At 40.5% G+C, this 6,390-nt stretch carries 5 protein-coding genes; 3 read left to right on the top strand and 2 right to left on the bottom strand.

Going from position 1 to position 6,390, the window contains the following annotated elements:
* The first annotated feature begins 232 nt into the window (after positions 1–232).
* The gene (locus A2W93_00635; GenBank protein ID OFY53905.1) at positions 233–1,201 is read left to right on the top strand and encodes a hypothetical protein; all 969 of its coding nucleotides are present in this window, start codon (positions 233–235) and stop codon (positions 1,199–1,201) included.
* Positions 1,202–1,471: 270 nt separating this feature from the next.
* Here the strand turns inward: A2W93_00635 and A2W93_00630 are convergent, their stop codons facing one another.
* Both A2W93_00630 and A2W93_00625 read right to left on the bottom strand, forming a co-directional pair.
* Complete coding sequence (locus A2W93_00630) at positions 1,472–2,134, bottom strand: hypothetical protein (GenBank protein OFY53904.1); 663 nt, start codon at positions 2,132–2,134, stop codon at positions 1,472–1,474.
* 82 nt (positions 2,135–2,216) lie between these two features.
* A complete protein-coding gene (locus tag A2W93_00625) occupies positions 2,217–2,753 on the bottom strand; it encodes a hypothetical protein (GenBank protein OFY53903.1) in 537 nt (178 codons plus the stop codon).
* A gap of 665 nt (positions 2,754–3,418) precedes the next feature.
* On the opposite strand from A2W93_00625, the gene A2W93_00620 reads away from it, so the two are divergent.
* Together A2W93_00620 and A2W93_00615 are read left to right on the top strand one after the other, a co-directional pair.
* Entirely contained in the window at positions 3,419–4,165 is a 747-nt protein-coding gene (locus tag A2W93_00620) for a 3-oxoacyl-[acyl-carrier-protein] reductase (protein ID OFY53902.1), read from the top strand.
* Between the two features lie 6 nt (positions 4,166–4,171).
* Positions 4,172–6,253: a hypothetical protein gene (locus A2W93_00615; protein ID OFY53901.1), complete on the top strand. Its 2,082-nt coding sequence runs from the start codon at positions 4,172–4,174 to the stop codon at positions 6,251–6,253.
* Positions 6,254–6,390: the final 137 nt, after the last annotated feature.

The following is a 6,390-nucleotide window of genomic DNA, read 5'->3' as shown; positions in this document are numbered from 1 at the left end:
TAGTGCGACAAATTTCATCATTTTTTGTCACAACTAACTGATTTTCAATAGCGATTTTTCAACATGGCAACAGGGGCGGACAAGTCAGGACTAATCCTGAAGGATAAAAAAGCAGTCCGGTTGTTTTAGATTTTATTGAGGACTTTTGAAAAAGTTTTCTTGCCTCCTTTGCATTTTATTAAAATAACACATAACTTTGTTTTAGATTTTTTATTTTTCGAATAAAAGCAATATGATGAAAAAACTGCTTTGCATCATTTCATTTTTCATTCTTATATACAACAATGGGAATGCACAATCAGCAACCTACCGCTATTTCCCTGATTCATCAATGTGGAGAGTTGACTATTTTGTTCATAATCCATTTCAAAATTATTATTTCTGGGATTCGTATTTCCATTATTACATAAATGGAGATACAGTCATTAGTGCAAAGCAATACAAGAAAATTTACAGATCATATTTATACATCACTCACATCAATGTTCATCCGCTATACCCCAGCCCTCAGAGTCAGCCACCTTGTTACCTTGGGGCTCTGCGCGATGATTCGGTTGCAGATAAAACCTTTTTTGTTTACGACGGAACGAACACCGATTCTTTACTGCTTGATTATAATTTGCAGCCAGGCGATACTGTAAAAGGAATAGCTGGGAAATACTTCACATGTCCGAAAACAGTAAATGCCGTTGATTCAGTTCTGATTGATGGAAATTATCACAGACGATGGATCCTTGATAGCTGTATCAATTACGGTTCATTTTATTGTCATCCATACATAATTGAAGGAATTGGCAGCAGCTCAGGCCTGATTGATGCTATATGTGACTACGCTAATGATTTCACGGACCGATATCTTGTTTGTGCAAAAAAAGGAGAAGAGATTCTGTTTGAGTCCGGTTACATTTCAGAATTCGGATGCAATTTGATTGTCGAAGGAATTGAAGAACCGACACAAGCCAATTTAATTCATTTCTCGAATCCCAATGTAGCTGAAATCAGCATCAAATCAGATTTTTATTTACAAAATGCATCCCTTGCTTTGTTTAATTCATCTGGGGGCAAGGTTCTGCAAATGAACCAACTCTTCGGTAAATCTTTCTTTGTTGCAAGAAATAATCTGCCCGCCGGAATTTATTTTCTGCAAATGAATCAAAACAACAGGGTTGTAAGTGCAGCAAAAATCATTTTCGTTGATTAATGCGCCGAACTGGCTCTGAGCGCTATTTCTCACCGACTCTTTCGGATAATTCGCGACTCTGGAAAGCCGGAAGCGTGTAATTGAGCGAATACAAAAAGACAAAAGTAAAAAACTTTGTCCAGGCTCTGTTCCTGGCATATCAAAATACTTCAAGCGATCCCTGTAATACCAGTATCTTTCAGCCTCTTGATTAAATAGTTCTTGAGATGATCCGAATTGCGAGGTCAATAGAAAAGCAAGTAAAACTTGTGCTTTAAGATTTATTTTTATTTATAAAGTTAATAATGCCATTCCCAGCACAAAACTAAAAACAACAAGAGACAACATGACAAGAATAAAATTCTCAATAATTAACCCATTCCACTGCTGCGGATTTTCTTTTGTTTTTATTATTGCCATAAGCAAGAAGACCCAAGCAGCTATTAATAGACCTAAAAATACAAATGCTAAAGCACCAGCTTCAAAATAAACACCAAGTATTAATGCAAGAAAACCCGTTGCTATCATGACAAAAGCCCATATTGCCAATGGATGCAACTTTCTTGCACCAAAAGTAGCCGGAATAGATGTAAGTAATGAAGTTTTTCTGAGTAATAAATGTTTGAATGCAGTCGATAATCCTGACTCAATATTTGAAATGCTCTTAGTAAACACTGTTTCCTTTGAGAAGTTTTCTGTCTGCAAAGAATCATTTGTCTGATCCGGTGCTGAAATTTTTTCCAGTTGTGTTTTTGCAACATCAGCACCCTGCACTGTATCTACATTGTCAATAAAAGTATCGGTAAGTTGATTGCTTTCACTTCGGGAGCTATGCTCCGATGCCGGATTACTTACGAAGAACCCCTTCACATACTGCCGCTTCTCAATCTGACACGAAAATAGCAAGCCAATGGCCAGCAATATAAATATTGATTTAATCAAAAGCTTCTTCATAAATAGTTGGTTTTATCATCCTGTTGAATTAATGCAACTTTTATTGCAACATTAGACTTTATTTAAGACATACATATCTGTTTCATAATTCAGAAATTTGTTTAAGCTTAACGATGTATTCATCACCATTTGTTTCCACTTTCTTAAGCCAAAGATCAGTTGGAGTAAGTTTTATGATGTCAAAAAATCTTGCGGAACCTGTTATAAAAGGATTCATCCCAATGGAATCAGACTGATAACTATTAATACCAAAAACGTAATAGCCAAACAGGCCTAAGTACAGTTCCTTCTTGTTATTATCAAAAGTATACATATCCTCGCCAATTATTTGAACTAAAGAATCATCTATATAGCATTTTCCACCAAAATCAAGCATTTGTTCTTTTTGGGGAGTGTTTTCATTATCATCAAAATAAAAATGCCAATCGCAACTGTCTTTCCAGTTTTGGGTAATGTCAATATCATTTTTCGACAAATAAACTACTTCGTACTCTCCTTCAATTCTATCAAGCACGCTTCTGAAACTAATACACGGCCCATCCTCGTATCTGCCACAACCAAAAGCAATGAAAAGAATGAGAGCGAGAGTGAAAATATTTTTTATTGATTTTGTTTTCATAGTTTCTCAATTAATAGTTCTCAATTCCAATCATTTCTCATCAATCATCTTCCTCAACTCCACATTCTCTTTTTTCAGTTCGAGCATATAGAGGGTAAGTTCTTCAATTTTGAAAATTATCATCTTAATGAATTTATTCCTGCAATAATATGACAAATTATTTAATTAAGCGAACACTTGGGGAAACAATTTTTCGTCCGACCGGCTACAACTTACACCATACAGCTAGACTGCCTACCGGCGGAATTCCGGGACCGCTCTTAAACACGACTTAATGTAGGGCGGGAGTTTGTCACGCAGATTGCGCTGCATTGTTATTCTCCAACGCACTCAGGTCGCTTTCACGTAAAACAGCTTGCCACGTTTCACGTGGTGACACAGTCAGCGACGCAGAGAGGTTGGAGAAATTCAGAGCGAGAGCAAAAAGGCAAAAGATAATAGTAAAAAGATAAAAGTGAAAAGAGCTGTTCTGAGCCTGTCAGGGTACCCAACGATTCCGGGACCACTCTCTTGCTTAAAGCAGTGTCGGGTGGACGCCAGAATGTTGGGTGTTCTGACAAGCGTTGAGCATTGTGCGTTGCGCGCTATGCATTGTGCATCAACACATTAGCATATTAGCACATTTAATCGTACTTTTGCAACCTCAAATCAAAACCAAAAGAAAGATGAAACTTCTGGAAGGCAAAACCGCCATCATCACAGGTGCTGCAAGAGGAATCGGAAAAACCATTGCGCAAACCTATGCCGAAAACGGTGCAAATGTAATTATAACCGACCTGACTGTGACTGAAGAAACACAGCAGTTTGTTGAAGAACTTGAAAAACTGGGTGTCAAAGCCAGGGCGTACGCAAGCAACGCTTCCATCTTTGCCGATTGCGAAAAACTAATCGCCGATGTAAGTGCTGAATTTCCGGTGATTGATATTCTGGTGAACAATGCCGGAATTACCCGCGATAACCTTCTGATGCGAATGACTGAACAGGACTGGGATCTGGTGCTTACCGTCAATCTGAAATCTGTGTTCAATATGACCAAAGCCATTCAGAAAGTCATGCTGAAACAGCGTTTTGGCTCTATTGTCAACATGAGCTCTGTTGTTGGAATCGAAGGCAATGCCGGTCAGGGCAACTACGCCGCGTCAAAAGCCGGTATCATTGGTTTCACCAAAAGCATTGCACAGGAACTTGGTTCACGCAACATACATTGCAATGCCATCGCACCTGGATTTATCGAAACTGAAATGACCGCAAAATTGCCGGATGATATCCGCAACAAGTGGATCAATGATATTCCTTTGAAAAGAATCGGAACAACAAAAGATGTCGCCAATGTAGCTGTATTCCTTGGCTCTGATCTCGCAGACTATGTTTCTGGTCAGGTCATCAGCGTTTGTGGTGCTATGCAACAGTAATTTATTATGGGCCTGATTTCCGGATATTCGCTATGGCTGATCGTCCTGTGTATAGCGCTGGGTGCTGCATACGCAGCAGTACTATACACTGGCAAAAAGTCGAATAAATGGCGCCCGGGAATCAGATCTGTTCTGTTTATTCTGCGCTTCATTGTCGTTTCACTGCTCGCTTTTTTTCTGCTGGAACCACTCATACGGCTGAATGTAAAAATCACCAACAACCCTGTGCTGATAGTTGCCAGCGACAATTCAAAATCGATGACAGCATCGGCAGATTCTGATTTTGTAAAAAACAAACTCCCGGAAATTGTTGACCAATGGCTCAATGGATTGCAAGATGAACTTGAAATTGCACGCTATCATTTCAGCGATTCATTACTTGCCGGACCAAATGCGGATTACAGCGGCAATCTGACCGATATTGGAAATGTGTTCAATGAAATTCGCAGCCGTTATATCAATAAAAACGTAGCGGGAATTGTGCTCATCAGCGATGGAATTTACAATACCGGATCTAATCCATTGACCGCTGCAGAACAGATTCAGACACCTGTTTTCACAGTTGCTGTTGGCGATACCAGCACCCATACCGATGCGGCGATTACATCACTGACCGGAAATCGTGATGTGATTTACAACAATTACTTTCCGGTTGAATTCTCGGTAACTGCTCAGCAAGCTACAGGGCAAAGCATTCAAGTGAAGGTCACGCACAATGACAAAGAAATTTACAATCACAATTCAGATATTCAGGGCAACCAGTTTTCGCGTGTTTTCAATATCCGCGGCTTTGCTGACAAAAAAGGGCTGAACAAAATTGTTGTGTCAGTTTCCGTATTAATAGGTGAGAAAAACACGGCCAACAATACGCGTGTTTTTTATTTCAATGTAGCTGATGATGTGAAGAAAGTGCTTATCGTCGCATCAGCACCACATCCCGATATCAGAGCCATCCGCACGTCGCTGGAATCGAATCTGAATTATTCGGTAAAAGCAGTTACCGGCGAAGCAAATGCAGGCGATATTACAGATTATGATTTACTGATTCTGCATCAGATTCCTGCAGCAAGTACACGCAACAGCGCGTTGATTGAAAAAGCGAAAGCCGCACGAATTCCTGTGTGGATGATCACCGGAGCCAACACGAACTATGCTTCACTGAATGCACTGAATGCCGGTGTTACCGTACGTGTGCGCAGTGCTGCCCCCAACGAAGTTCTTGGCGTACTTAATGAAAACTTCTCCTTGTTTTCTGTTCCGCAACAGGAAGCAGATTTTGTAAAAGCCATGCCACCACTCAGCGCGGCATTCGGTGACTACAGTATTTCAGCTGGCACCGATGTTCTCATTTATCAGCGCATCGGAAATGTTATTTCGTCTCAGCCACTGCTTTGCATGAGTCAGGTCGAAGGACAGCGATGGGCATTCCTGCTTGGAGAAGGCGTCTGGCGCTGGAAAATATACGATTTCCAAAGAAATAATTCGCACGAATTATTCGATTCTTTCATGTCGCGTATTGCTCAGTTCCTTTGTCAAAACAGCGACCGGAGCCGGTTTCGTGTGATATACGAACCAACACATTCCGAAACTGAAGCAATAACTTTCAATGCCGAGTTGTTCAATCAGAATTTCGAACTCGTCAACAGCGAGCCCATAGATCTGATTCTGCGCGACTCGACCGGAAAAAATTATGCTTGCTCTTTCTTGCCTGATGGCTCCGGATATTCGCTCAATTGTGGCCGCATGCGACCCGGCGAGTACTCATTTACTGCACAGGTAAAAAGCAAACAATATCCCTACACTCAAAGCGGCCGGATTACAGTTGACAGCTACAACCCTGAACTGGCCAGCACCCGCGCCGATTTCAATGTTTTGAGACTCATTGCTCAGCAAACCGGCGGTATCATGGTTAGTCCCGAAAAGCTCAATGATATTTCCGTTTTTCTTGAGAAAAATAATCTGATTCAATCCACCTATTACCGCGAAAACAAATACATCGATCTGCTTGAATGGAAGTGGATTCTGTTCATCATCCTGGCGCTTGTTTCAGCGGAATGGGTTATTCGAAAACGGGAAGGATATTACTAGAATCATAAACACTGAACAAGGAAGTAGAAGGACGAAGGAAATACCGGTTTTTGAACACTGAACAAGGAAGTAAAAATGACGAAGTAATAACAGAATCATGAACAAGGAACAAGGAAGTGAGAATGATGAAGTAAATA

The sequence above is a fragment of the Bacteroidetes bacterium GWF2_43_63 genome (assembly GCA_001769275.1).
Classification (GTDB): Bacteria; Bacteroidota; Bacteroidia; order Bacteroidales; family DTU049; genus GWF2-43-63.
Note: the sequence above shows the minus strand (reverse complement) of the source record. Positions and strands in the feature narration are given on the sequence as shown.